Origin of the sequence: Actinophytocola xanthii, from assembly GCF_001921205.1 — a bacterium.
GTDB classification, from domain to species: Bacteria; Actinomycetota; Actinomycetes; order Mycobacteriales; family Pseudonocardiaceae; genus Actinophytocola; species Actinophytocola xanthii.
The window spans coordinates 57,464-82,095 of record NZ_MSIE01000054.1; the positions used below are offsets into that span (position 1 = coordinate 57,464).

Sequence of the window (24,632 nt, forward strand, 5' to 3'; positions counted from 1 at the left end):
AAAGCCTCCTTCGCGTGGTTTCGGACAACCCGGGAGTACCCGGGCGGGGCGTCACCCAAACGGGGTACGAGGGTGGGCGCATGTCGCCGCGTGCGTTGGTCCGCCGCGGTGCGCGCCGCCGGTTACCGAGTCGCCAGGATCACCGCCCGGCACCCTCGACTGCGTCACGTGTCTGTCGGTGCGGCTGCGCTGAGCTCAGGTCAGCGAGAGCCGCTCCAGGAACGGGTTGCCGAACACGCCGGCCGGGTCGAGGTCGGACCGCAGCTCCGCGAAATCCGTCCACTTGGGATACTGGCCGGCGAGGTCGGTTGTGGCGAAGCACTTTCCCCAGTGCGGACGGGCGCCAAGCGGTAGCAGTGCCGCCTCAATGTCGGGCAGCAGCGCGAACACCTCGGCCGGCTTCTGGTGCCAGGTGAAGTGGATGGCGATGGCGGGCCGGCCGTAGGCGCCGCTGAGCCACAGCGTGTCCTCGGCGACCGAGCGGATCTCGGTGACGTGCAGCACCGGCGCGATCCGCTGTCCCATGGCCCGGATCCGGGCGATCGCTTCGACGGCCCGGTCCCGCGGCAGCAGGTACTCGCTCTGCAACTCGTCGCCACTGCTGGGTTTGTGCGTCATCCGGAAGTGCGGCAGCCGGTCCAGCCACGCGCCGGGCACCGACAGCTGCTCGGTGACCGCGGCGACCGACTCCTCCGGGATCATGTGCACCGGGACCGGTGACGGCGCGGCGCCGTGGAGGTCGGCGGGCGGCTCGCTGTCGGTGCTCTTCAGCCAGACCTGGCGTAGGTGCTCCCCGGTCCAGTCGGTGAACAGGCTGACGCTGTAGGCGCTGGACATCACCGCGTCGAGGTCCTCCACGGCCGACCACGGCACGCGCGGGTACACCGTCTGGCGGACCTCGAAGGTGGGCAGGACGTCCAGGGTCAGGCTGACCACGACGCCCAGCGCCCCGAGGGCGACCACGTGTCCGTCGAACTCGGGGTCCGACCGGGCGACCCGGCGGAGCTCCCCGGTCGGCCCCACCACGTCGAGCGCGGCGACGGCCGTGCTGAGGCAGCCGTTGCCGTCGCCGGAGCCGTGGGTGCCGGTGGCGACGGCGCCGGCGACCGAGATGTGCGGCAGCGAGGCCAGGTTCGGCAGCGCGAGCCCTTCGGCCTGCAGGGCCGCGGCCAGGTCGCCGTAGCGGGTCGCCGCGGGCACGGTCACCTGACCGTCGGCGATCGAGATCGCGGCGGGCAGGGAGTCCAGCGACACCAGGACCTCCGGCGTGTCGGCCAGCTCGTTGAACGAGTGGCGCGAGCCGAGCGCCCTGATCCGCGGCGTCTCGGCGACCAGCTGCTGGAGCTCCGCGACGCTGCCCGGGCGGGCGATGCGGCTGGCTCGGTAGGTGAGGTTGCCTGCCCAGTTCTGTTCCACTAGGACTGCTCCCGTCGGTGTGCCAGCGCAGCGGCCTGGATCCGGCTGCGCACCCCCAGTTTGCGGAGGATGTTCGACACGTGCACGCTGGCGGTCTTGGCGCTGATGAACAGCTCCTGGGCGATCTCGGCGTTGGTCAGCCCGCGGCCGAGCATCGTGAAGATCTCCGCCTCCCGGGCGGTCAGCCCGAGGTCGGGGGAGGCCGCCGGCGACGGGGCCGCCGGCATGGTCAGCCGTGCCCGCCCGGCCAGTGCCCTCGCCAGCTCGGCCAGTGGGGCGGCACCGAGCGCGTCGGCGGTCGTGGTGGCCTCGGCCAGTGCCTCGGCTGCCGCCGTGCGCGAGCCCCTGGCCAGCAGGAGCGCCTCGGCCCGACGGAACCGCGCGTACGCGCCGAGGTGGCGGTCGACATCGGTGGGAAAGGACCAGGCTTCGGGATCGGGCATGGCGTCCAGACGGGTCCGCTCGGCCGTGGCCAGGGCCAGTGCACGCCGGCTGCGGGGCAGTGCGACGGCCCAGTCCGCCTCCAGCCGCCGCCGGTGCTCGAGGCCGGCGGCGAGCAGTTCCTCGGCCCGTTCTCTCGCACCCGGGTGGGTGGCGCTGTCGGCCTCGACCTGGACGCCGGTGGCGACCAGGCGGGCGGTGAGCCACATGTCCTGCGCGCCGAGCGCGGCGCTCAGGCCGTCGTCCACGGCCGCCCGGGCGTCGTCCCAGCGCCGCTCCTCGGCCGCGAGCCGGGCCCGCAGGTGCGCGAGCTCGGTGCCGTACTGGACGTCGTCCTGCCCGTCGAGGACCGCGCCGATCCGTTTGAGCAGGTCGGCCGCTGCGGCGTGGTCACCCCGCTTGAGCAGGACGTCCGTCCGGGGGAGGTCGACGAAGATCCAGTTGAACGGGTCGGCCGCGGGGTCGTCCGGGTCCTCGGCGGCGTCCACCGCCTCGTCCCAGCGGTGCAGCTCGGCCAGGGCGCGCACGGCGTTGCCCAGGATCGGCAGCAGGTAGATGTCGAAGCCGTACCCGCTCGCCTCGGCCAGCCCGGCCCGCGCCACCCGCAGCGCCTCCTCCTGCCGGTCGGCCCAGATCAGCGACTCCGAGAGGTTCACGTAGGAGACGCCGACGAAGCGCGGGTTGCCCGAGGACAGGGCGAACTCCCGGTGCCGGTGCAGGTGCTCGAGGCCCTGGTCGACGTGCCCGAGCATGGTTCTGCTGGTGCCGAGCACGGTCAGCGCGCGGTTCATCGCCATCGGGTCGGCGGACACCGCGGGCAGCAGGCGCTCGGCGTGCCGGACCGCCGCCACGTGCCGGGAGGCGAGCATGTCCAGGCCCATCCGCCAGGACTCCACCCGGACCAGGGCCGGCGAGTCGGCCGGCAGCAGCCGCACGGTCTCCGCCGCGGCGCTGCGCGCCAATGCCCAGTTCCCCGCACTCCGGGCCTGGTAGGACAGCTGCTCGAAGGCCAGCGCGCGCCGTTCGCCGTCGGCCAGCCCGGCGAGGCGCTGCTGGGTCAGCTCGACGGCTCGTTGGTTGTGGCCGGCCAGGCTCGCGGCCTCGGCGGCCCGCTCCAGCAGCTCGTCCAGCTCGACGCCGGCCACTTCCGCCGGCGCAGTCACCTCGGGCCAGCGGCGCAGCGACCGCTCGTAGTGGGCGTGCGCCTCGGCCGGGGCCAGCCCCTCGACAGCGGACGAGGCGGCCTGCACCGACGCGGCGAGCGCCCTGGCCGCGTCGCCGGCGGCGTCCCAGTGGTGGGCGAGCTCGGCGGCGACGCCGGCCGCCGAGGAGCGGGTGGCGAGCTCGGGGTGTGCGGTCAGGCAGGCCGCGACCGCGGCGTGCGCGCGGCGACGTTCCCCCGGGAGCAGGTCGCGGTAGAGCGCCTCCTGGATCAGCGCGTGCCGGAAGGAGTAGGAGTCCGGCTCGACGATCACCAGCTGCCCGTGGTCGACGAGCTCGCGCAGGCCTGGCCCCGGCACCTCGCCGGCCAACCCGACCAACAGGTCGTGCGACACGGTCCGCCCGGCCACCGCGGCCAGTCTCGCCAGCTGCTGGGCCTCGGGCGAGAGCCGGGCGAGGCGGGTGGTGACGATCTCGCGGACGTTGCGGGGCACGTCCTCACCCGCTGCGAGCAGCTCCTCGGTGAAGAACGGGTTGCCCTCGGCCCTGGCGACCAGGGTGTCCACGAGCTCCGCCGGCGGGTCGGCGCCGAGCACGCCCCTGGCGAGCGCGGTAACCCCGGGCCGGTCCAGCGGCCCCAGGTGTATGCGGTCGCTGCGCGGGGAGCGGGCCAGCTCGGCGAGCAGCCGGGCCACCGGGTGGTCCGCGGCGAACTCGTCGGTTCGGCAGGTGACGATCAGCAGCACGGGGGCGTCCGCGAGCACGCGGTGCAGGTAGCGGAGCAGGTCGCGGGTCGAGGCGTCGGCCCAGTGCAGGTCCTCCAGCACCAGGACGGTCGGCCGGGCGGCGAGGGTGTCGGCGACGCGGCGGTACTCGCTCGCGCGGTCCAGCCCCGCCGTCCCGCTGAACAGCTCCGGTAACGCCTCGGCGAACGGTGCGTAGGGGATGTCGGCCTCGAACTGGACGCACCCGCCCGCCAGGACGGTCGACGTTGTGGCCGCGTGCTCGGCGAAGGTCTGCACGAGCCGGGTCTTGCCCACGCCGGCATCCCCGTCGATGATCACCAGCCGGCCACGGCCCGGGAGGCAGGCCTCAAGGGCGGCGAGCTCGGCACGGCGTCCGACGAGATCCGGTCCCGACACCCGCTCCACGGCGGTCAGTATCTCAGGGGATCGCGACCACGCTGCACATCACGGGTATCGCGGCCGGCCGGCGGAACGTAAGCCCTGGCCAGGGCGCCAGATGGCGCAACGTTTTACGGAAAGCACGCGCAATCGGCGGTCGGCAGGTGATAAGCGGCCCCGTACTGGGTACTCCCGGTGAGCGAGCGGAAGGAGGCCGGCATGTCCGACACGAAGCTCAGTCCCCTGTGGAGAGTCGCCCGGCCGGTGGCCGTCGTGGTGGTGTCGGTCGTGGCGCTGCTGTGGTTGGTCAGCCGGATTCCCGACCTGAACCCCTTCGCCGAGGACACGGTCGACCGCAGCGGCCCGGCGATCCTGCAGTCAGTTCGGGACCTGAGCCAGTACCACGCGGCGGTCGGCGACTTCCAGGTCGTGGTCGACCTCGAGAAGGACGTGCCGTGGGTGCCGGACATCATCGCCGGCGAGCGGACGCTGTTCGTGGCTGCCGGCACGGTCAGTGCCTATGTGGACTTCTCCCGGCTGGCCGAGGACGCGCTGACGGTGAACGAGGAGAAGAAGACGGTCGAGGTCCGGCTGCCCGAGGCGCGGCTGGAGAAGCCCAGCCTGGAGCAGAAGCGAACCTACGTCTACGACCAGGACCGCGGTGCGTTCAACCGGCTCGAGTCGCTGTTCGAGACCCAGGACCAGCAGGAGCTGTACGTGCTGGCCGAGGAGAAGATCGGTGACGCGGCGAAGTCGGCGAAGCTGACCGACCGCGCCGAGCGCAACACCCGCACGATGCTGACCGGCATGTTCGAGTCCCTGGGCTACAAGGCGATCTTCCCGACGGCCGAGGACGACGCCTCCTGACGCGCTCCGAGCGACGATCTCTGCCTTTCGGCAGATGGTGACCGACGCCGGCCGGCAGCAGTCTCGGGGTCATGCGAAAGATACTGACCGTGTTCCTGGCGGCGGTGAGCGCCGCGGGCGCGCTCACCGCCTCGGCCTCGGCGCAGGGCCTGGCCTGGGAGGAGTGCCCGTTCCCCGGTGCGGCCGAGTGCGCGACGGTGTCCGTGCCCCTCGACTACCGCGACCCCGGCGGCGAACAGCTCGACGTCCATGTCTCCCGCCTCCGCAGCACCCGTCCCGACCTGCGGCGCGGTGTGCTGGTGATGAACCAGGGCGGCCCGGGTCCCCACCTGGAGGACACCGCGTCGATCGAGCGGCTGGTGCCCCGGGAGGTCCTCGACGCCTACGACATCGTGAGCTTCGACCAGCGGGGGTTCGGCACCAGCGCGCCGGTCCGGTGCGGCCTGGCACCCGAGGAGCAGTTCACGTTCGCCTGGCCGCTGCCCGGGGGCGAACCGGCGGTCCGGCGGCGAGCCCAGCGGATCGCGCGGAAGTGCGCCGCCCAGCCGCAGATGCCCTTCCTCGGCACGGCCAACGTCGCCCGCGACGTGGACCTCATCCGGGTCGCCCTGGGCGAGGAGCGGATCAGCTATCTCGGCGTCTCCTACGGCACCTACCTCGGCACGGCCTACGACGCGTTGTTCCCCGGCCGGGTCGACCGGATGCTGTTGGACAGCAACGTCGACCCGACCGCGGCCTGGCGGGGCAGCTTCCGCGACAGCATGACGGCCGGTGTCGACAGCCGGTTCGGCGACTTCGCCGCCTTCCTCGAGCGTGACCCCGCCGAGCTGCGGCGGGAGTTCCTCACGCTGGTCGCGGGGCTGGACCGGGAGCCGCTGTCCACCCCCAGCGGCGTCCTGACCGGCAGCCACCTGCGGATCACCCTGTTCGCGAGCCTCTACCAGGACCAGACGTTCCCGCTCGCCGGGCGCATGCTGGCCGCGGTGCGCGACCGCGACGCCGCGGCGGCCGCCGCGGTCGGTGACGAGCTGCAGGTCTGGTACGACGACGACAACGACGCCTCCGCCGAGCTCGGCGTGTTCTGCGCCGACGGGACCTTCCCGCGCGATCCCGCGGTCTACGCCACCCAGGCCGCCGCCGACGCGAGGCGGTACCCGCTGACCGGCGGGGCCGGCGCCGCGATCATGCCCTGCGCGTTCTGGCCCGGCGACCCGCTCGACCCGCCGGTGCGCGCGAACCCGCGGGGGCCGGCGAACGTCCTGCTGGTCAACAACCTGCGTGATCCGGCCACGACCTACCGGGCGGCGACCGCGCTCCGCGGCCAGTTCGGCGACCGCGCCCGGCTCGTCGGCGTCGACCAGGGCGGGCACGGCGCGTACCTGTTCGGCGGCAATGTCTGCGCGGCGCGTGTCGGCACCGACTTCCTCGTGCACGGGGTGCGGCCGCCGGACATGACCTGTCCGGACCGCCACGCCGCGCTCGCGGGTGACCTCGCCCACCTCACCGGTGTCGCCGGTGCGCCCGGTGCGGCGGCGGAGGTCCGCGACGCCGACGGGGTGGTCCGGCTGCGGAGCGGGACCGCCGACCTCGCCACCGGCCGGCCGATGCTCGCGACCGACCGGGTGCGGGTCTTCAGCAACACCAAGGCGTTCGTGGCGACGGTCGTCCTGCAGCTGGTCGGGGAGCACCGGGTGGAGCTGGACGCGCCGGTCGGCCGGTACCTGCCCGGCCTGGTCCGCGGGGAGATCACCGTCCGCCAACTGCTCCAGCACACCAGCGGGCTGCCCGACCTCGACCCGCCGCTGTTCGGGCCCGGCGGGTACCAGCGCCACCGGTTCGACCACCACGTCCCGGAGCGACTGGTGGCGCAGGCCGCGGCCCGCTCCCCGCTCCCGACGAAGTTCCACTACTCCACGACCAACTACGTCGTCGCGGGCCTGCTCGTCGAGGCGGTGACCGGACGTCCGTACGCCGACGAGGTCGAGCGCCGGATCCTGCGCCCGCTTGGCATGCGGGACACGGTCCTGCCCGGTGACCGAGCCACCGTGCCGGGCCGGCACGCCCGCGGCTACGCCCACCTCGACGACGAGGACCGGATCAGCGCCACCGGGCGGCGGGTCGACGTCACGCTGCTGAACCCGTCGCTGGTCTGGGCGGGGGGCGAGGCGGTGTCGACAGTCGGCGACCTGAACACCTTCTTCGCCGGCCTGCTGGGCGGTCGGTTGCTGCGGCCGGCGCAGCTGGCCGAGATGCGCCGGACCGTGCCGGCGAACGCCCTGGTCCCCGGTTCGGGGTACGGCCTCGGGCTCCTGCGCGTGCCGCTGTCGTGTGGCGGCGAGTACTGGACGCACGGCGGAAGCGGTCTGGGCTACCAGACCCGCGAGGGTGCCACCACCGACGGCCGGCAGGTCAGCGTCGTGATCACCACCTCGCCGGCCACGCCGGCCCAGTCGGCGGCCCTGCTCGACGCCGTGGACGACGCACTGTGCTCGGCCCGGCCGGTCCGATAGCGGATACTCCCGTCGTGTTCCCGCTCGTGCTCGCCACCGCGGTCGCGGCGCTGGCCGCCCTCGGCAACGCCTTCTGGTGGTCCCGCCGGGTGTTGCCGAGTGCGACTGTCGCGTTCGGACTGTCCCTTGGCGTCACCGCGACCTACCGCGGCCCCGGCGACAACGCCGTCGCCGGCTGGCTCCTGGTCGAGACGGTCGGAGCGCTCTGCGTGCTCGTCCAGGTCGCGCGGCGACCGCCGGTGCGGCCGGCGGTCGCCGGCGCCGCGTTCGGGATCGCCGCTCTCGGCTCCGCGCCGCTGCGGATCGGGCTCTGGCTGACGCCGCCGTCGCCGGTGTGGGAGGTGGTGGCCGTCTGCGCGGTGTGGACCCTGCTGGCGGCCGCCGCCGCCGGTGTCGGCGCCTACCTGAGGTCGCTGGACCGGCGGCGGGAGCGGTCGGTGGCGGCGGCGCGGCGCGAGCAACGGCTGCGGCTGGCCCGGGACCTGCACGACTGGCTCGCCCACGAGATGACCGGGATCGTGCTGGCCGCCCAGGCCGGGCAGCTCGACGGGACGGACCCGGTCCGCGCGCTCGGCCAGATCGAGGAGGCGGGGGTGCGCGGGCTGGCGGCGATGGACCGCGCGCTTCGGCTGCTGCGCACGGCGACCGCCGACCAGGCCGCGGCGCAGACCGTGACGATGGCGGAGGTGGCGGCGGTGGTCGAGCGCTTCGCCGAGACCAGCGGTGCCGAGGTCACCTGCGAGATCGCGGACATCGGCACGCAGCGGCCCGAGGTGGTGGCGACCGTGCACCGGGTGGTGCTGGAGTCGTTGACGAACGTGCGCCGGCACGCGGGGGACCCGGGGACGGTCCTGGTGGCCGTCGCCGAGGCCGACGGCGAGGTGGTGGTCGAGGTGAGCGACGACGGCGACCAGCGCAGGAGGCGGAGCCGGCGGGGCGGGACCGGCCTCGCCGGCCTCGCGGAGTGGGTGTCCGCGCTGGACGGCACGCTGACCGCGGGGCCGGCGCGGCCGAGGGGCTGGGCGGTACGGGCCACGGTGCCCCTGTGATCCGCGTGCTGATCGCCGACGACCAGGAGATGGTCCGCCGCAACCTGCGCCGGATCCTCGAGTCGGCGCCGGACCTGCGCGTGGTCGGCGAGGCCGCGGACGGGGTCGCGGCGGTTGAGCGGGCGCGGGTGCTGCGCCCCGACGTGGTGCTGGCCGACATCCGCATGCCGCGCCGCGACGGGCTCGCCGTGGCCCGCGAGCTGGCCGGTCCGGGCGTGCCCGATCCCGTACGGGTCGTGGTGATCACGACGTTCGAGCTCGACGAGTACGTGTACGCCGCGTTGCGCAACGGCGCCTGCGGGTTCCTGTTGAAGCGGTCGGGGCCGGCGCTGCTGATCGAGGGCGTGCGCGCGGCGATGGCCGGGGACCTGCTGGTCAGCCCGCAGCTGACCGTGCGGCTGCTGGCCCACCTGTCGGGTCGGTCGCGGCCGGAGGGCGAGGAGTTGACCGAGCGCGAGCTGGCCGTGGCCCGGCTGGTCGCGCGGGCCAGGACCAATGCCGAGATCGCCGCCGAGCTGTTCGTGACGCCGGGCACCGTGAAGACCCACCTCGCGAACATCCAGCGCAAGACCGGCGCCCGCAACAGGGTCGCGATCGCTGCCTGGGTCTGGGAGACCGGCCGGTCCGGCTAGCCGGCCCCGGCCGCACCCCCTTCGACCGCCCGTCGCCGCCGCCGCGGGAGGGCGGCCGTCAGTCGTGCCCGAGCCGGTATCGAGAGAGTGTTGACTCGCTGGCGACGTACATGTAAACACAGCAATACACAGATGAAACGGCGGTAAACCCACATGTATGCGGAAGAACGCCAGCAGTACATCGTCGATCGGGCCCGCCGTGACGGCCGGGTCGATGTCGCCGACCTGGCCGGTGAGCTCGCCGTGACCGGCGAGACGATCCGGCGGGACCTGTCGGTGCTCGAACGGCACGGGCTGCTGCGGCGCGTGCACGGTGGGGCGATCCCCGTCGAGCGGCTCGGCTTCGAGCCGGCGCTCGCCGCGCGGGACGCCGTGCTCACCGCCGAGAAGGACCGCATCGCCAAGGCGGCGCTGGCGGAGCTGCCGGAGGAGGGCTCGATCCTGCTCGACGCGGGGTCGACCACCGCGCGGCTCGCCGAGATCCTCCCGGTCGACCGGCACCTCACGGTGCTGACGAACGCGCTGCCCACGGCGCTCGCCCTGGCCACCCGAACCAACGTCACCGTGCTGTTCATCGGTGGCCGGGTGCGCCGGCGCACGCTCGCCTGCGTCGACCCCTGGGCCATCGAGGCCCTCGGGCAGAGCTACGTGGACGTCGCGTTCATCGCCACCAACGGGCTCTCCGTGCAGCGCGGGTTGACCACGCCCGACCAGGCCGAGGCATCGGTGAAGCGCGCCATGATCGCCGCGGCCCGCCGCACCGTGCTGCTCGCCGACCACACGAAGCTCAGTTCCGACCACCTGTCCCGGTTCGGCCAGCTTTCCGACATCGACACGTTCATCACCGACACCGGTCTCGACGAGCACACCGCCGCCGAGATCGAGTCGCGGGGACCGAGGGTGGTGCGGGTGTGACGTTCGGAGCGAGTGTCCGGGTCGGTGTCCCAGCGGAGGCAGCGACATGATCGTGACGTTGACGTTGAACCCGAGCCTGGACCGCACGATCGAGATCGCGCGGTTGACCAGGGGCTCGCTGACCCGAGCCACCGCGACCAGGCTCGATCCCGGGGGGAAGGGCGTCAACGTGTCCAGGGCCCTGGCCGCGCACGGGATCCGCACGCGGGCGGTGGTGCCGTGTGGCGGCCCGGAGGGCGAACAGCTCACCGCGCTGCTCGGGCTCGAGGGGATCGACGTCGCCGCCGTGGCGGTGGCCGGGCACACCCGGTCCAACGTCAGCCTCGCCGAGCCGGACGGCACGGTGACGAAGATCAACGAGCCGGGTGGCTCGCTCCGGCCGGAGGATCTGGAGCGGGTGACCGAGTCGGTGCTGACCGAGGCGGCCGGCGCGGACTGGGTGGTGGCCAGCGGGAGCCTGCCGCCGGGAGTGCCCGACGGGTACTACGGCCGGCTGGGCCGCCAGCTGACCGGGCTCGGCGTCCGGTTCGCGGTGGACACGTCCGGTCCGGCGCTGGCCGGGGCGCTGGACGCCGGGCCGGCGCTGGTGAAGCCGAACCGGGACGAGCTGGCCGAGTCGGTCGGCTTCCGGATCGACACGGTCGCCGACGCGGTCCGAGCCGCGGAGGCGGTCCGGGCGGCGGGGGCGGAAGCGGTCCTGGCCAGTCTCGGCGCCGACGGCGCCGTGCTGGTCGACCGCGAGGGGGTGCGTTGGGGCGAGTCGCCGGTCGACCGCGGCCGCAGTGCGGTCGGTGCGGGAGACGCGATGCTCGCCGGCTACCTCGCCGGGCAGACGTCCGGTGAGGATGCCCTGATCGAGGCGTTGTCCTGGGGTGCGGCGGCAGTTCGACTGCCGGGCAGCCGCATGCCTGGACCGTCCGATGTGGACCGCACGATCGTGCGCGTACCTACGACACCTGACCTCACGCGGTCGCTGAGCGGACCGCACAACGCACACGGTTTGGAGCAGATTCGATGACGAATGTGTCCATGGCGGAGCTGAAGAACCTGCAAGGGAACAGCTTCCGCGCGAGGGTCCAGCGCTTCGGCGGCTACATGGCCGGCATGATCATGCCGAACATCGGTGCCTTCATCGCGTGGGGTCTGATCACCGCGATGTTCATCCCGACGGGGTGGACGCCCAACGAGAAGCTCGGCGCCCTCGTCGGGCCGATGATCTCGGTGCTGCTGCCGGTGCTGATCGGCTACACCGGCGGCCGGATGGTGCACGGCCAGCGTGGTGCGGTGATCGGCGCCGTGGCGACGATGGGTGTGGTCGTCGGGGCCGAGATACCGATGTTCCTCGGCGCCATGGTGATGGGCCCGCTCGCGGCCCTGGTGCTGAAGGGCTTCGACAAGCTCGTCGAAGGCAAGATCAAGGCCGGCTTCGAGATGCTGGTCAACAACTTCAGCGTCGGGATCATCGGCGGCGCGATGGCGGTTCTGGGCGTGGTGGGCATCGGCCCCGTCGTCGAGGCGCTGACCAAGGCCGCCGGCAACGCCGTCGACTTCCTGGTGGACAACAGCTTACTGCCGCTGGTGTCGGTGATCGTCGAGCCGGCGAAGGCGCTGTTCCTGAACAACGCGATCAACCACGGCGTGTTCGGGCCCATCGGCGCGGACCAGGCTCTGGAGACCGGCCAGTCGATCATGTTCATGATCGAGACCAACCCCGGCCCGGGTCTGGGCGTGCTGGTCGCCATGTTCCTGTTCGGACCGCGCAAGATCCGGCCGACCGTGCCCGGTGCGATGATCATCCACTTCCTCGGCGGCATCCACGAGATCTACTTCCCGTACCTGCTGATGAAGCCGAAGATGATCATCGCCGCGATCGCCGGCGGCATGGCTGGTGTCGGCACCGCGATGGTGACCAACTCCGGCCTGGTCTCGACTCCGGCGCCGGGCAGCATCTTCGCCTACCTCGCGGTCACCCCACGCGGCGGTCACCTGAGCGTGCTGCTCTCGATCGCGGTCGCGGCCGGCGTCGCGTTCATTGTCGGTGCCGCGCTGCTCAAGTTCGGCCGGGGAGCCGACGCCGACGACCCGGCCCTGGAGGCCGCGGTGGGCGGGGACGCTCCCGTCCCGTCCGCCGGTGGCGCCGCCACGGCCACCCCGGAGCCGTCGGTGAGCGCCACGACCGCGCCGGTCGGGGGTTCCACTGGCAACGGCGCCGTGTCAGCCCCGGCCCGGCCGACGATCTCCGGCAAGGAGGTCAAGAAGCTGATGGTGGCCTGCGACGCCGGGATGGGCAGCAGCGTGATGCTGGCCAGCCAGATGCGCACGCGGCTCAAGCCCTACGGCGTTACCGTCGAGCACGTGTCGGTGAACGACCTGCCGGCCGACGCGCGCCTGGTGCTCACCCACGCCGACCTGGCCGATCGGGCACGGGCCACGGTGCCGCACGCGGTTGTCGTGCCGTTCCAGATGTTCCTCGGCGACCCGGTGTTCGACGAGGTGGAGAAGGCGATCAAGGAGGGTGGCGAGCTGCGTGGCTGACCAGGAGGTTCTGTCCACTGAGGGCATCCGGCTGGGACGGTCCGCCGAGGACAAGTGGGACGCGGTCCGGCAGTGCGGCGCGCTGCTCGACGAGCTCGGTGCCGTTGAGCCCGGCTACGCCGAGACCATGCTCGAGCGCGAGCGGTCGGTGTCGACGTTCATCGGCGAGGGTGTCGCGATCCCGCACGGGACCGACGCCAGCCGCGCCCTGGTCCGGCGGACGACGCTGGGTGTCCTCCAGTTCCCCGCCGGGGTGGACTGGGACGGCCAGCGGGTGACGATCTGCGTGGCCATCGCGGCCAAGGGCGACGAGCACGTCTCGGTGCTCTCCGCCCTGGCCCAGATCCTGATGGACCCGCAGCAGGCCGAGCGGCTGCGTACCTCGACCAGTGTCGAGGAAGTGCACGCGCTGCTCGCATCGATCGGGAAGGGGATCGAAGTATGAGGGTGGCACGTTTCTACGCCCCGGGTGACCTCCGACTGGAGGAGGCGCAGGAGCCGAACCCGGGGCCGGAGGAGGTGAAGATCCGCGTCCGACAGTGCTCGACGTGCGGCACGGACGTGAAGATCTTCAACCATGGCCACCACCACCTCGTGCCGCCGAGGGTGATCGGGCACGAGATCGCCGGCGAGGTCGTCGAGGTCGGCGCGGAGGTCACCGGGTGGTCGCCCGGCGACCGCGTCCAGGTGATCGCCGCCGTGCCGTGCGGGCAGTGCTACGAGTGCACGCACGGGCACATGACGGTCTGTCCGAACCAGACCTCGGTCGGCTACCACTACGACGGCGGGTTCGCCGAGTTCCTCGTGGTGCCCAAGGCGGTACTGGCCGTGGACGGGCTCAACCGCATCCCGGACGGGGTCGGTTTCGCCGAGGCGTCGGTTGCCGAGCCGCTGGCCTGCGTGCTGAACGGGCAGGAGCTGGCCGGGGTCGGCGAGGGTGACGACGTGGTCGTCGTCGGTGCCGGCCCGATCGGCTGCCTGCACGTGCGGCTCGCGCGCGCCAGGGGAGCGCGCCGGGTGTTCCTGGTCGAGCTCAACCGGGCCAGGCTTGACATGTCCGCGGCGGTCGTCTCACCGGACGCGGCGATCTGTGGGTCCGAGGTGGACGCCGTGGACGAGGTCCGCAAGCTCACCGACGGCCGCGGCGCCGACGTGGTGATCACCGCGGCCGCCTCCGGCGCCGCCCAGGAGGACGCGCTGCAGATGGCCGCGCGGGGTGGGCGGATCAGCCTGTTCGGTGGTCTGCCCAAGGACAAGCCGACGATCACGTTGGACTCGAACCTCGTGCACTACCGCGAGCTCACCGTGGTGGGCGCCAACGGGTCCAGCCCGCAGCACAACAAGCAGGCGCTGGAGCTGATCGCGACCGGACAGGTCCCGGTGAGCGATCTGATCACCCACCGGCTCCAGCTCGCCGAACTGCACGACGCCATCAAGCTGGTGTCGAGTGGACAGGCCATCAAGGTGACCATCGCGCCGTAACCCCGGGGCCGACTCAAGGAGGAGACCATGCCCAGCAGAGAAGTCGTCGTCGGATCGAGGATCGGGTTGCACGGACGGCCGGCCGCGATCGTCGTGCGCACCGCGGCGGCGCAGCCGGTGACCGTGCGGATCAGCACGGGTGACCGGCCGCCGGTGGACGCGAGCAGCATCATCGCCGTGCTCTCGCTGGGTGCGAAGGGCGGGGACACGGTCACGATCGAGGCCGAGGGCGACGGCGCCGACGAGGCGCTGGACGCCCTGGCCGAGATCCTGGGCAGGGATCTGGACGCCGAGACGGCCGATGCCTGAGGCGCTGACCGGTCTGGGCGTCAGCCCCGGGCGCACGGCGGGCCCGCTGTACCGGATGGCCGCCCCACCCACCCTGCCCGACCGCGTCCCGACGGTCACCGACCGCGAGGCGGAGATCGCGCTGGCCACGAAGGCACTGAGCTACGTGGCCACGGTTCTCGATGAGCGGGCGTCCCAGGTGGACGGAACCGCCGCCGAGGTGTTGTCCACCGAGGCGATGATGGCCGCGGACAAGACCCTCGCCGACGCCGTGGCCGCTGCGGTCGGTGAGGGCCGTCCGGCGGCGTGGGCGATCACCGACGCGGTCGCCGCCCAGCAGGAGACGTTCGCCTCGCTGGGCGGCTACTTCGCCGAGCGGGCGGCGGACCTCGCCGACATCCGGGACCGCGCCGTGGCCCATCTGCTCGACGAGCCGATGCCGGGTCTGCCCGCACCCGGCGAGCCCTACGTTCTGGCCGCCGACGACCTGTCCCCGGCCGACACCGCGCTGCTCGACCCGGCCTCGGTGCTCGCGATCGTCACCCGGCGCGGCGGCCCGACCAGCCACACGGCGATCCTGGCCAGGGCCAGAGGGCTGCCGGCCGTGGTCGGCTGTGCCGACATCCTGTCGGTCACCGACGGGACGGCGGTCTCGGTGGACGGCACGACCGGTCAGGTCGGCCCGGTCGACCCGGCCGAGGTGGAGGCCATCCGCGCGGAGGCGGCCAAGGAGAAGGAGCGGCTGGCCTCGCTGACCGGTCCGGGGCGCACCGCCGACGGGCACGACGTGCCGCTGCTGCTCAACGTCGGCGGCGTCGGCGACCTGACCGAGGACGCCGAGGGCGTCGGCCTGTTCCGCACCGAGTTCCTGTTCCTCGACCGGACCAGCGCGCCCGGCGTGGACGAGCAGCAACGGGTCTACACCGAGCTGTTCGCCGCGCTCGGCGAGCGCAAGATCGTGGTCCGCACGCTGGACGCCGGTGCGGACAAGCCGCTGCCGTTCCTGGGGCTCGCCGAGGAGGACAACCCGGCACTCGGCGTGCGCGGGCTGCGGGTGGCGAGGGTGGACCGGTCGGTGTTGACCGACCAGCTCACCGCGATCGCCGGTGCGGCGGCCGCCACCGAGGCCGAGGTCTGGGTCATGGCGCCGATGGTGGCCACCCCGGCCGAGGCGGCGGAGTTCGCCGAGGCGGTGCGGGCCGCCGGGCTGCCGGTGGCCGGCGCGATGGTCGAGGTCCCTGCCGCGGCGATGCGGGCGAACCGGCTGCTCGAGGTGGTCGACTTCGTCAGCATCGGGACCAACGACCTGAGCCAGTACACGATGGCCGCCGACCGCATGAACGGCGACCTGGCCGACCTGCTGGACCCCTGGCAGCCAGCGGTGCTGGAGCTGGTGTTCAACTGCGCCGACGCCGGGCGTGCGGTCGGCAAGTCGGTCGGGATCTGCGGCGAGGCGGCCGGGGATCCCCTGCTGGCGCTGGTGTTCGCCGGAATGGGGATCACCAGCCTGTCGATGTCGGCGGCGAGCGTGCCGGCGGTGCGGGCGGCCCTGGCCGCGCACACGCTGGCCGAGTGCGAGCGCCTGGCCGCCGTCGCGCTCGACGCACCGGACGCGGCGACGGCCAGGCAGCGGGTCGCCGACGGCGCGCATACCTGATTTGTTCGGTGGACATGGTCCGGCCGGGTCGCTTCCGCGACCCGGCCGGCGTCTTTTCGTCGGGGCAGCGCGCTCAGTTGGCGGGGGTCTCCGCGTGCTGGTCGGCGACGGCAGCCTTCTCCTCGCGGCGGTCGGCGAGGTAGGCCCGGATCGAGTAGGCCAGCGCGGCCGCCCAGACCACGTAGATCACCGCGTAGAACACGTACCGGACGCCGTCCGACGCGTCGACCCAGTCGCTGCGCAGCAGCGTGCGAGTGTTGGTCAGGATGATGATGCCCCCGACCGCCGAGCCGAGCACGCGCGGCGGGATGTGGCGCACCAGCCAGGCGGCGATCGGCGCGGCGATGACACCGCCGATGAGCAACGCGAGCACCCACGAGAAGTCGACGCCCTCGGAGCCGAGCCCGACGAGGAACCCGATGCTCGCGGCGACCGCCACGAGGAACTCGGCCGTGTCGATGGACCCGATCGTCTTGCGCGGTTCGAGCCGGCCGCTGGCGAGGATCGCGGGGGTGCCCACCGGGCCCCAGCCGCCACCCCCTGTCGAGTCGACGAAGCCGGCGAGCAGGCCGAGCGGACCGAGAAAACGCTTGCGCAGCGGCTTGCCGAGGTTGTGCCTGGGCAGACCGAACGTGGTGAACCGGACCAGGATGTAGACACCGAGCGCCAGCAGCAGGATCGCCATCACCGGCTCGGCGACCTCGGTGGAGAGCGTGGAGAGGAACGTCGCCCCGGCGAAGGCGCCGACCGCACCAGGTATGCCGATCTTGGCGACGACCTTCCAGTCGACGTTGCCGAAGCGCCAGTGCGCGATGCCGGAGGCCAGCGTGGTGCCGATCTCCGCGAGGTGCACGGTCGCCGAGGCGGCGGCCGGGTTGGTCCCGATCGCCAGGAGCAGCGTCGTGGACGTCACGCCGTAGGCCATGCCGAGGCTGCCGTCCACGAGTTGGGCGCCGAGTCCCACCAGGGCGAGTAAGATGAGTTGTCGCATCGGGCCACCTCGTTTGCATCAGGTCAGTCCGCCTTCGCCGATGATCCTGCGCAGTTCCCAGCTTCCGGCCAAGTAGGTCCACATGGCGGAACAGGCGCCGGTGCCAGGGGGTCGAGGGCTTGCGCACCGGCCCGCCACGAGCTAAAAGGCTTCGCGAGCCGCATTTCGGGACCGATTCAGCGGAATGGGGACGATTATTCCGCCCGGCGGCGCAATTCCGTCAACTCGAAGAGTCAACGGCTCAACATGGCGGGACGTCGTTCTCGCCGCCTAGGCTCGCCGTGTCGCTTTCGCTCCTTCGGCCTGTGGAATTCGTGGCCCGCGTGGGGGTGGATCACAATGCCTGAATGGAAGTCGATGAAGTCGGGTAGCTGGGTGCGCCGATCGGTGCTGGTGCTGTTCTGGGTCTCCGCGACCCTGATGGCCACGGCGTTCGCCGCGACCGCCCCACTGGTCGGCGCGCTGCTGGTGCTCGTGCCGCTGGTGCTCGTGGCGCTCGTGCGGCAGTGCGGCCTCGGCGCGATTCCGGCGCCGGTGTTCGCCGCCGTGGTCATTGCCCCGCTGCTCCCGACGTTCTTTGTGCTCGGCGACTACCGCACGGGTGACGGCCCGACCGTCGCCGCATCATTGATCTTTCTCGGGTGGGCCCTGATATATCCCGAGATCGTGCGAGTGATGGATCGGCAGAACCTGCGGGAGCATTTCTCCTTCCCGGACGGCTCGGTCCCGCGGGAGCCGCTCGCCGAGGTACGGGTCCAGATTGTGGTCCTCTGGCAGACCGCGTCGGTCATGGTGCTGGTCGGAGAGCCGCTGGCCGCGGCACTGGTGGCCGCCGCGCTGCTGACCCGGCGCCGGTGGGCGGCGGTCACCGCCGCCTTCGCATGCCTGGTCCTGCCCCTGGTCGCCGTCGCCCCCGGGGGAGCGCTCCACTGGACGATCCACTGGGACGCCGCCCCGCTGGCCGTCCTGGCCGCGCTGGTCACCGCCCACCGGTGGTTCGCCCTGGTCAACGCCGCGCTGTGGCGCCCTCGCGCGGCCAGACCACGGCACCGGGCCCGGTCCCGCTCCGCCGCAGGGGGCGGAGCGGGACCGTTCGCGCTGGGACACGTCCTGGAGGCCAGGGCGCCGAGTACCCGGTGAGCTTTCGGCGTCGACACGCGTTTTCCGGTTTCGAAGCAACGTAGATCGACGCCGAGGCGTCAGTACGGGCATCACTCTCCACATGCTCGGAGGTCTGGGGTGTCCGCACGTGTTCCGGTCGGCGTCGCCGCCGTTGTCCTGGGCGTTGCCGCGCTCTGTTCGTGCGGGTCCTCGGGGGTGGCGCAGACGCCCCCCGAGTTAGCCGAGCGCGGCACGGCGATGACCACCGCCACGCCGAGTCGGCAGGACCTCGCGAACACGGTCAGCCTCGCCGGGACTGTGACGATGGACCCGGTGTTCGGTCTGGTCGCCCCGGTCGGCGGAGAGGTCAGGTTCCGCTCCCTCGAGGAACCCAAGACCACCCCGGACGAGCCGTACCGGGTCGGCTCGGTGTGGAAGGACGGTCAGCCCCACTGGTTCGAGGCCCCGGCCGGCTCGAGGTTCGCGGGCCGGCTCGTCGAGGACCGGTCCACGGTCACCGCGGGCATGCCGGTCGCCTCGGTGACCCACGTCGGGTACGGCATCGTCGCGGAGATCGACGGCGACCAGGCCTACCGGATCTCCGGCGCGCTCGACTCGGTCCGTGCCCAGATCCCGAACGGGCCTGGCCCGTTCCCGTGCACCCCGCTCGGCACGATCGCCGCGCTCCCCGAGGGCAGCGTGCCCGCCGACCCGGAGGCGCCGGCGGCCGGTGAGGTGCCGCCGGCCGGCCAGCTACCGGCCGACCAGCCACCCGCCGGGCAGGAGCCACCCCCGGACTCCGCCCCGGACTCCGCCCCGGACCCGGCCGGTGCCGGGTCCGCGCCGACCGGCCTGCGGCTGGTGTGCACGGCGCCGCCGAAGGTGAAGCTGATCAACGGGGTGCCGGTGACGCTCGAGGTGACCACCCAGCGGGCGAAGAACGCGCTGGTCGTCCCGGTCGAGGCGGTCGCCGGCGGGCAAGGCCGGGGCCAGGTCGAGGTCGTCGACCCGAACGGCTCCCGCCACATCGTGGACGTCGAGCTCGGCCTGACCGACGGTCGCGTGATCGAGGTGCGCTCCGGGCTCTCCGGCGACGAGACGCTCACCGTCCCGGGCCCCGACCTGCCGCCGGCTCCTCCCGGGGAGCAGGGCGACCCCCAGATCGGCGGCCCCAGCGCCGTGACCAAGGGGGCGAGGTGAGCCCGACCTCCGCGCCCCAGGCGATCGACGCGGTTGGTCCCGGGGAGGCGGACCAGCGCGTTCCCCTCGTGCGCATCACCGGCCTGACCAAGACGTTGACCGGCCAGGAGACGGCACGCACGGTCCTGGCCGGGGTGGACCTGACCCTCCACCGCGGGGACAGCGTGGCCGTGCTCGGCCGGTCCGGCTCGGGCAAGAGCACCCTGCTGAGCCTGATCGGCCTGTTCGACCGGCCCGACGGCGGGGAGTACCTGTTGGACGGGCAGGACGTCACCCGGGTACCCGAGCGGCGGGCGGCGGCGCTGCGCAGTGCCGCTTTCGGGTTCGTGTTCCAGCGCTTCTTCCTGCTCAAGCACCTGACCGCGGTACAGAACGTGTCGATGGCGTTGGTGAACGGCCAGGGTTGGCTGCCCCGGCGCAAGCGGCGCGCCAAGGCCATGGCCGCCCTGGAGCTGATGGGGATCGCGCACCTCGCCGGGCACCGGCCGCCCCGGCTGTCCGGCGGTGAGCAGCAGCGGGTGGCGATCGCCAGGGCGCTGGTGCGCGAGCCGAGGGTGCTGCTGGCCGACGAGCCGACGGGCGCCCTGGACACCGAGACGGGCAACCTCGTCATCGAGGCCCTGCGCTCGGCAACCGACCGCGGCTGCGGGCTGATCCTGGTCACCCACGACCACGACCACGCGGCGAAGATGAACCGGGTCACCCACCTGGTGGACGGGGTGCTCACATGACGCTGTCCGGCCGCCTGCGGTCCTCGCTGATCATCGGAGGGCAGGGGATCCGGGCGCGGAAGCTGCGCACGTTCCTGTCGATGCTCAGCCTGTTCCTCGGGGTGCTCGCGGTGGTCGCGGTGCAGGCCGGGTCGGTGATCGCACAGCGTGCGCTGCTCTCGGACCTGGAGATGACGATGGGCCGGGACGGCACGCTGCAGCTGTACCCGCCCGGCGACGACGGTGCCTCGGCGATCGTCCTGGACGCGGTGGCGGACCGAACCGACGCGGTCGCGATGACCAGGGCGCGGGCGATCGTCGGTGAGCCCGGCCTCCGGCCGGTGAACGAGGGCGGCGGCCCGATCGACGGCGGTCTCGGCTACGGCCCCCAGCCCATGGGTCCCGGCGGTGAGGCGATGGCCTGCGACGCCCAGGGGAACTGCGCGCCCGCCGGCCAGGAGCGGGTCGTGCCCACGGGCCAGGCGATCGAGCTGCAGCTGCTCGCCGTGAGCGGCGACATCCGCCAGTTCCGCCCGTTCCGGCTCGAGTCGGGCCGCTTCCTGGACTTCGACTCGGCGCCCTCCCTCGCTCCCCGGATCGTGCTCAACAAGCACGCCGCCGAGGCGTTCACCCAGTTCCACGTCCCGGCCGAGATGCGGATCGAGGGCGCGACCGCGAACACCACACCGCGCGTCATCGGCGTGGTGGACGACGGCGGCTGGAGTCCGGCCGCGTACGTGCGCACCGACGAGCTGGTGAACTGGATGCCGGTCGACTTCCTGACCGATCCCACGCAGGGCGGGTCGGTGGAGCTGTTGGCCGCGCCGAGCGCCGACGACCTGGAGCGGGTCCTGCGGGCCAGGCTGGCGGCCAACGGGATGAACCCCGACGAGCTCCACGTGCAGACCATCCAGGCGCTGAAGGAGATGGAGAGCCAGCTCGCGCTGATGCGCTGGATCTTCCTGGGCATGGCGGTGCTGGTGCTGCTGATCGGCGTGGCGGGAATCCTCAACGTCGGCCTGGCCACGGTGGGGGAGCGGGTGGAGGAGTTCGCCCTGCGCCGCGCGGTCGGCACCCCGCGGCTGCTGCTGGCCGGGATCGTGCTCGCCGAGACCCTGCTGACCGGCCTGCTCACCGCGGTCGCCGCGATCGGCGCCGGGGTCGTCGGCCTGGAGGGGGCGAGCCGCCTGCTGGCCTCCCGCGAACCCTTCCTGGCCGACGTCGCCTTTCCCTGGCAGGCCGGTGTGGCCGGCGTCATCGCCGGCGTGGCCGCCGGCGTCCTCGGCGGCCTGGTCCCCGCGATCCGCGCGGCCCGCATCCCCATCGCCACGGTCATGCGAGCTTGACCGCCTCCCCGGGTTTTTAAGTGTTGGTTGCTTTCGGCGTTTGGGTGGTGGTTGGGGAGGTGGGTGGTGGTTGGCTGCCGTCACGTTCCCCTGAGGTCGCTGTTGATCGGGTGGGGGCGTGGGCACAAAGAATTGGTGGCGGGACTACTTCCTGGTGAAGTCCATGACCCAGTTGGTTTCCCAGGTTCGTTCACCGTCGGGGGAGTAGGCCTGCTCCCAGCGGGCGGTGGTGGCGGTGATGTTCGACCAGATGAAGCGCAGCCGGACCGGGCGGCCCTCGTGCTGCTCGTCGGCGAAGAAGGTGCCCACGCCGTCCGAGCCGAAGCGGCCGACCACCGGCACGTCGAGCTGGCCGGTGCGGGAGTTCGACCAGTGGATCGACCACTCCTCGCGCTCGCGGTCGTACAGGCGCAGGGTGAGTCCGCTGTAGCCCCTGGTGGGAAAGGTGATCTCGTCGAAGTTCGCCGCGCCGCCCCAGACGCTGAGCGCCCGGGCCTCGCCAGGGAACTCGTCCCACTCGTCGCTGCCGACGAGCCACGTGGTGAGGCGCCGGTTCGCCACGTTCCAGGTACCGGTGAGGAAGTCGAAGTCGTTCACGCCGAGGAAGCTAGCGCGGGTCCACTGACACGGCGTGTCAGTTAAGTTGGCCCCGTGCGCGCCGCCCGGATCGTGTCCCTGCTGTTGCTGCTCCAAGCCAGGGGACGGCTGACCGCCGCCCAGCTCGCCGACGAGCTCGACGTGTCCGTGCGCACGGTCTACCGCGATGTCGAGGCGCTGCACGCGGCCGGGGTGCCGCTGTACGGGGCCGCCGGGCACGCCGGCGGCTACCGCCTGGTGGAGGGCTACCGCACCCGGCTGACCGGGTTCACCGCGGGCGAGGCCCGGTCGCTGTTCCTCACCTCCCTGCCCGGCCCTGCCCAGGAGCTCGGGCTCGGCGCGGAGGTCACCGGGGTCTGGCGCAAGCTCACCGCGTCGCTGCCGCCCGACCTGCGCGAGGGGGCGACCCGGGTGCGGCAGCGGTTCCACCTCGACGCCGCCGGCTGGTACACCGCGCCCGACCCGGTGCCGGCGCTGGGCCCGGCGGCCGACGCGGTCTGGCGCGAGCGCCGGGTCCGGCTGCGCTACCGGCGGTGGGAGGCACCGCGTGAGGTCACCCGCGTGCTCGACCCCTACGGGCTGGTGCTCAAGGCCGGCCGGTGGTACCTGGTCGCCGGACCGGGCCCGCGGACCTACCGGGTGTCCCAGATCCAGTCGCTCGAGGTGCTCGACGAGGGCTTCACCCGGCCGGCCGAGTTCGACCTGGCCGCTCACTGGGAGTCCTGTGTCGACGACTTCGACCGGCGGCGGCACGTTGGCTCGGCGGTGGTCCGCCTCGCCCCGGCGGTGCTGGGGCGGCTCGAGCACGTCCTCGACGCGGCGAGCTGCCGGGCCATCACCGAGACCGGCGTCGCCGGCGCGGACGGGTGGGTCACCGCCACCATCCCGGTCGAGGAGGACGAGACCGCCTGCGCCGAGCTGCTCCGGCTCGGCACCGACGCCGAGGTGCTCGCACCGGAACGGCTGCGGCGCCGGATGGCGGCGACGGTCGAGGCCCTGGCGGCGCGCTACTCGGCTACCGCTCCTCGGTGAGCGCCGAACCGGTCCAGATGGCGTGGGTGCAGGCGATGCCGCGGCCGCCCTTGGGGCGCAGCACGTCGTAGATGTGCATCCGCGGGATCTTCTCCGACAGTCCCCAGCCGCTGGGCCACGTGATGATCCAGTCCATGTCCAGGTCCACCAGCAGCCCCAGCATGCGGGCGATCGTCGGCTCGTCGAGGCGCTCGAACGCCTCGTCCAGCAGGACCAGCCGCACCGGCGGCCGTTCGGCGCCGGTGCTCACCGCGTCGTAGAACGCCGACGCCGCGGCGAACAGGGTCACGTAGGAGATCAGCCGCGTCTCGCCCGAGGACAGCTGGCGCATCCGCCGGGTGCGCGGCGCGCCGTCCGGGCCGTCGTCGCGGACGCGGACGGTGAACCGGTACCAGGTGCGGTAGTCCAGCGCCCGGGCGAGCACCTCGGCGTAGTCGCCGGAGTGGCCGTCGCGCTCGGTGGTGATCCGCTCGGTCAGGGCCTGGCGGAGCCGCTCGTCCTCGTCCGGGCCGCGCCTGGCGAACGGCGTGCGGATCAGCGCCAGCGCGCCGCGCATCCCCTCGTCGAGGTCGGGTGCCGGCTGCCACTCGAGCTGGACGTGTACGCCCTGGCTGGAGCGGGCCACGTCGAGGGTCTCGTTCATCCGCCGGCACAGGTCGTCGGCGACGGCGATCTGGGTGGCCAGCTTGTCGGCCAGGTCCCGCAGCATGAACGCGTCGAAGATCGACTGGTACTCCTCGGAGAGCAGGTCCCGCTGCGAGGCGAGGCGCTCCGCGACGTCCCGGGCCGCCTCGGCCACCGGCCGAGGGCCCTGTGCCCCGGTCACCGTCACCGTGAGGATGTCGGCGCTGCGCTGCGCGACGATGTCGTGGCTGCCGGCCAGCGCCGCCTGGAGGCCCTGCAGGGTGCCGAGCACGGCGTCCTCGCCGACCGCCTCCCGCGCGGTGGCGGTCAGCGCGGTGAACGCCTCGGTGAGGTCCTCGGGCGGGGGACCGGCCGCACCGACGGCGGCCGCCCAGACGCCGTCGGCGGCGAGCGCGTCGCGGAACCTGTTCCTGGCGGCTTCCTCCCGCTCCGCCAGCTCGGCGAGCCGGGTCTCCCGGGTGTCCAGCTGGGTCTGGGTCTTGCCGACCCGCACCCGCGCCTCGGTGGCCTGCTGGCGCGCCCCCGGCAGCCGCTGCCGGACGCCGGCACGCTCCTCCCCGGCCGAGGCCAGGTCGCGCTCGAGCTGCTCGGCCGCGCCGCCGATGGCCCGCACGCGCTCCTCGTACCCGGCGGACTCGTTGCCGAAGTCCAGGCACGCCCGCTCGGCGGCCGAGGACACCTCGGCGAGCTCGGCGGCGGCCCGGCGGTGGTTGTCCACCGCCCTGGCCAGGGTCTCCACCGCGCCGGCGCAGCGCCGGCCGAGCGCGGTCACCAGCTGCTCGGCCGCGGTCCGCGCGTCCAGGGCCGAGGTCCTGGCCTGCTGCAGCGACTCCGGCGAGGCGTCCAGCCCGGCCGCCCGCGCGTCCGCGGTGAGCTCGTCGCGCCGGGAGCGGTGCCGGTCGGCGGCGGCGCCGTGCGCGTCCCGGCTGGCCA

The 24,632-nt window shown here is 73.0% G+C and carries 21 protein-coding genes; 16 read left to right on the forward strand and 5 right to left on the reverse strand.

Translation table 11 applies throughout. From position 1 onward, the window contains the following. Positions 1-195: 195 nt before the first annotated feature. Both BU204_RS26900 and BU204_RS42015 read right to left on the reverse strand, forming a co-directional pair. Positions 196-1,416: a D-arabinono-1,4-lactone oxidase gene (locus BU204_RS26900; protein ID WP_075128548.1), complete on the reverse strand. Its 1,221-nt coding sequence runs from the start codon at positions 1,414-1,416 to the stop codon at positions 196-198. Further along, complete coding sequence (locus BU204_RS42015; RefSeq protein ID WP_075128549.1) at positions 1,416-4,169, reverse strand: helix-turn-helix transcriptional regulator; 2,754 nt, start codon at positions 4,167-4,169, stop codon at positions 1,416-1,418. The genes BU204_RS26900 and BU204_RS42015 overlap by 1 nt, the downstream gene beginning before the upstream one ends. A 192-nt stretch (positions 4,170-4,361) precedes the next feature. Between BU204_RS42015 and BU204_RS26910 the strand changes: the two genes are divergently transcribed. The 11 genes from BU204_RS26910 (at position 4,362) to ptsP (ending at position 16,077) form a co-directional block, all read left to right on the forward strand. Beyond that, positions 4,362-5,009 (forward strand): DUF4230 domain-containing protein, encoded by a 648-nt coding sequence (locus BU204_RS26910; protein ID WP_075128575.1) that lies wholly within the window; start codon positions 4,362-4,364, stop codon positions 5,007-5,009. Positions 5,010-5,080: 71 nt separating this feature from the next. After that, entirely contained in the window at positions 5,081-7,519 is a 2,439-nt protein-coding gene (locus tag BU204_RS26915; protein ID WP_075128550.1) for an alpha/beta fold hydrolase, read from the forward strand. A 14-nt stretch (positions 7,520-7,533) separates the two neighbouring features. Then, positions 7,534-8,568, forward strand: a complete 1,035-nt coding sequence (locus BU204_RS26920; protein WP_143229766.1) for a sensor histidine kinase — start codon at positions 7,534-7,536, stop codon at positions 8,566-8,568. Next, positions 8,565-9,200: a response regulator gene (locus BU204_RS26925; protein ID WP_198943010.1), complete on the forward strand. Its 636-nt coding sequence runs from the start codon at positions 8,565-8,567 to the stop codon at positions 9,198-9,200. Before BU204_RS26920 ends, BU204_RS26925 begins: the two co-directional genes overlap by 4 nt. A gap of 153 nt (positions 9,201-9,353) precedes the next feature. After that, positions 9,354-10,115 (forward strand): DeoR/GlpR family DNA-binding transcription regulator, encoded by a 762-nt coding sequence (locus BU204_RS26930; protein ID WP_075128552.1) that lies wholly within the window; start codon positions 9,354-9,356, stop codon positions 10,113-10,115. Positions 10,116-10,161: 46 nt separating this feature from the next. Then, positions 10,162-11,133, forward strand: coding sequence for a 1-phosphofructokinase (pfkB, locus tag BU204_RS26935; RefSeq protein ID WP_075128553.1), 972 nt, complete (start codon positions 10,162-10,164; stop codon positions 11,131-11,133). Beyond that, positions 11,130-12,650, forward strand: coding sequence for a PTS mannitol transporter subunit IICB (locus BU204_RS26940; RefSeq protein ID WP_083661670.1), 1,521 nt, complete (start codon positions 11,130-11,132; stop codon positions 12,648-12,650). The genes pfkB and BU204_RS26940 overlap by 4 nt, the downstream gene beginning before the upstream one ends. Next, entirely contained in the window at positions 12,643-13,095 is a 453-nt protein-coding gene (locus BU204_RS26945; RefSeq protein WP_075128555.1) for a PTS sugar transporter subunit IIA, read from the forward strand. The genes BU204_RS26940 and BU204_RS26945 overlap by 8 nt, the downstream gene beginning before the upstream one ends. Further along, positions 13,092-14,132 (forward strand): zinc-dependent dehydrogenase, encoded by a 1,041-nt coding sequence (locus BU204_RS26950; protein ID WP_075128556.1) that lies wholly within the window; start codon positions 13,092-13,094, stop codon positions 14,130-14,132. Before BU204_RS26945 ends, BU204_RS26950 begins: the two co-directional genes overlap by 4 nt. A gap of 27 nt (positions 14,133-14,159) precedes the next feature. Next, positions 14,160-14,441, forward strand: coding sequence for an HPr family phosphocarrier protein (locus BU204_RS26955; RefSeq protein WP_075128557.1), 282 nt, complete (start codon positions 14,160-14,162; stop codon positions 14,439-14,441). Further along, a complete protein-coding gene (gene ptsP / locus BU204_RS26960) occupies positions 14,434-16,077 on the forward strand; it encodes a phosphoenolpyruvate--protein phosphotransferase (RefSeq protein ID WP_075128558.1) in 1,644 nt (547 codons plus the stop codon). Before BU204_RS26955 ends, ptsP begins: the two co-directional genes overlap by 8 nt. Before the next feature lie 73 nt (positions 16,078-16,150). On the opposite strand, the gene BU204_RS26965 is transcribed toward ptsP, so the two are convergent. Then, entirely contained in the window at positions 16,151-17,068 is a 918-nt protein-coding gene (locus BU204_RS26965; RefSeq protein ID WP_075128559.1) for a sulfite exporter TauE/SafE family protein, read from the reverse strand. A gap of 339 nt (positions 17,069-17,407) precedes the next feature. Here BU204_RS26965 and BU204_RS26970 point away from each other — a divergent pair, with 339 nt between their 5' ends. From BU204_RS26970 to BU204_RS26985, 4 genes are all read left to right on the forward strand, one after another. Next, positions 17,408-18,208 carry a hypothetical protein gene (locus BU204_RS26970; RefSeq protein WP_143229767.1) on the forward strand — a complete coding sequence of 267 codons (801 nt, stop codon included), beginning with the start codon at positions 17,408-17,410 and terminating at the stop codon, positions 18,206-18,208. A gap of 99 nt (positions 18,209-18,307) precedes the next feature. Then, the gene (locus BU204_RS26975; RefSeq protein ID WP_075128561.1) at positions 18,308-19,369 is read left to right on the forward strand and encodes an efflux RND transporter periplasmic adaptor subunit; all 1,062 of its coding nucleotides are present in this window, start codon (positions 18,308-18,310) and stop codon (positions 19,367-19,369) included. Positions 19,370-19,437: 68 nt separating this feature from the next. Next, the gene (locus BU204_RS26980) at positions 19,438-20,100 is read left to right on the forward strand and encodes an ABC transporter ATP-binding protein (protein ID WP_233160648.1); all 663 of its coding nucleotides are present in this window, start codon (positions 19,438-19,440) and stop codon (positions 20,098-20,100) included. Beyond that, positions 20,097-21,425 carry an ABC transporter permease gene (locus BU204_RS26985; protein ID WP_075128562.1) on the forward strand — a complete coding sequence of 443 codons (1,329 nt, stop codon included), beginning with the start codon at positions 20,097-20,099 and terminating at the stop codon, positions 21,423-21,425. The genes BU204_RS26980 and BU204_RS26985 overlap by 4 nt, the downstream gene beginning before the upstream one ends. 144 nt (positions 21,426-21,569) lie before the next feature. Here BU204_RS26985 and BU204_RS26990 read toward each other — a convergent pair whose 3' ends face one another. Next, positions 21,570-22,022 carry a hypothetical protein gene (locus BU204_RS26990; RefSeq protein WP_075128563.1) on the reverse strand — a complete coding sequence of 151 codons (453 nt, stop codon included), beginning with the start codon at positions 22,020-22,022 and terminating at the stop codon, positions 21,570-21,572. A gap of 54 nt (positions 22,023-22,076) precedes the next feature. Between BU204_RS26990 and BU204_RS26995 the strand changes: the two genes are divergently transcribed. Beyond that, entirely contained in the window at positions 22,077-23,054 is a 978-nt protein-coding gene (locus BU204_RS26995) for a helix-turn-helix transcriptional regulator (RefSeq protein WP_075128564.1), read from the forward strand. Here the strand turns inward: BU204_RS26995 and BU204_RS27000 are convergent. Continuing rightward, positions 23,038-24,632: SbcC/MukB-like Walker B domain-containing protein (locus BU204_RS27000; RefSeq protein WP_269844665.1), on the reverse strand; the 1,595-nt coding region annotated here is incomplete at its 5' end. The two genes, BU204_RS26995 and BU204_RS27000, sit on opposite strands and share 17 nt — an antisense overlap.

Bases quoted from the DNA above. Each gene is read 5' to 3' on its own strand.
- BU204_RS26910 (WP_075128575.1), top strand. From the start codon at position 4,362: ATGTCCGACACGAAGCTCAGTCCCCTGTGGAGAGTCGCCCGGCCGGTG.
- BU204_RS26915 (WP_075128550.1), top strand. From the start codon at position 5,081: ATGCGAAAGATACTGACCGTGTTCCTGGCGGCGGTGAGCGCCGCGGGC.
- BU204_RS26930 (WP_075128552.1), top strand. From the start codon at position 9,354: ATGTATGCGGAAGAACGCCAGCAGTACATCGTCGATCGGGCCCGCCGT.
- pfkB (WP_075128553.1), top strand. From the start codon at position 10,162: ATGATCGTGACGTTGACGTTGAACCCGAGCCTGGACCGCACGATCGAG.
- BU204_RS26940 (WP_083661670.1), top strand. From the start codon at position 11,130: ATGACGAATGTGTCCATGGCGGAGCTGAAGAACCTGCAAGGGAACAGC.
- BU204_RS26950 (WP_075128556.1), top strand. From the start codon at position 13,092: ATGAGGGTGGCACGTTTCTACGCCCCGGGTGACCTCCGACTGGAGGAG.
- BU204_RS26955 (WP_075128557.1), top strand. From the start codon at position 14,160: ATGCCCAGCAGAGAAGTCGTCGTCGGATCGAGGATCGGGTTGCACGGA.
- ptsP (WP_075128558.1), top strand. From the start codon at position 14,434: ATGCCTGAGGCGCTGACCGGTCTGGGCGTCAGCCCCGGGCGCACGGCG.
- BU204_RS26965 (WP_075128559.1), bottom strand. From the start codon at position 17,068: ATGCGACAACTCATCTTACTCGCCCTGGTGGGACTCGGCGCCCAACTC.
- BU204_RS26970 (WP_143229767.1), top strand. From the start codon at position 17,408: ATGCCTGAATGGAAGTCGATGAAGTCGGGTAGCTGGGTGCGCCGATCG.
- BU204_RS26985 (WP_075128562.1), top strand. From the start codon at position 20,097: ATGACGCTGTCCGGCCGCCTGCGGTCCTCGCTGATCATCGGAGGGCAG.